The sequence below is a fragment of the Aurantiacibacter luteus genome, assembly GCF_001010945.1.
GTDB classification, from domain to species: Bacteria; Pseudomonadota; Alphaproteobacteria; order Sphingomonadales; family Sphingomonadaceae; genus Alteraurantiacibacter; species Alteraurantiacibacter luteus.
Map to the genome: position 1 here is coordinate 1 of NZ_LBHB01000016.1, position 332 is coordinate 332.

Annotated in this window: 1 protein-coding gene; it reads right to left on the bottom strand. The window is 35.5% G+C overall.

Annotation, left to right across the window (positions count from 1 at the left end):
• The coding region (locus AAW00_RS14760) for a RepB family plasmid replication initiator protein (RefSeq protein WP_155518566.1) at positions 1–247 on the bottom strand (247 nt) is incomplete at its 3' end.
• Between the last annotated feature and the right edge of the window lie 85 nt (positions 248–332).

The following is a 332-nucleotide window of genomic DNA, read 5'->3' on the forward strand; positions in this document are numbered from 1 at the left end:
TAAACTGTCTACCAAAAAGGTTAGTAACTGCTGTTTTTAGAGCTTTGTAGGCGGCATGTTTGTTAACATTAAATCTGCTCATATAATCACTGGCATGGATCCGTAGCCTAGTGTTGGCATCAATCCCTGTTCTTGTTTCTCTTGCCTGTAAAATAGCCAGTAAAATTAACCGTTGTTCTACGGTATCCAAATTGTAGCTCGCATTAATTAAAGCGTTATCTTTTACTATTAATTCACTGGTAGGCATTTACTACACCTTTATTAATGATGGTGTTATTACACCATCATTAATAAATGGTGTAAATAGGTGACTTTTTGGTGTTGTATAGGTG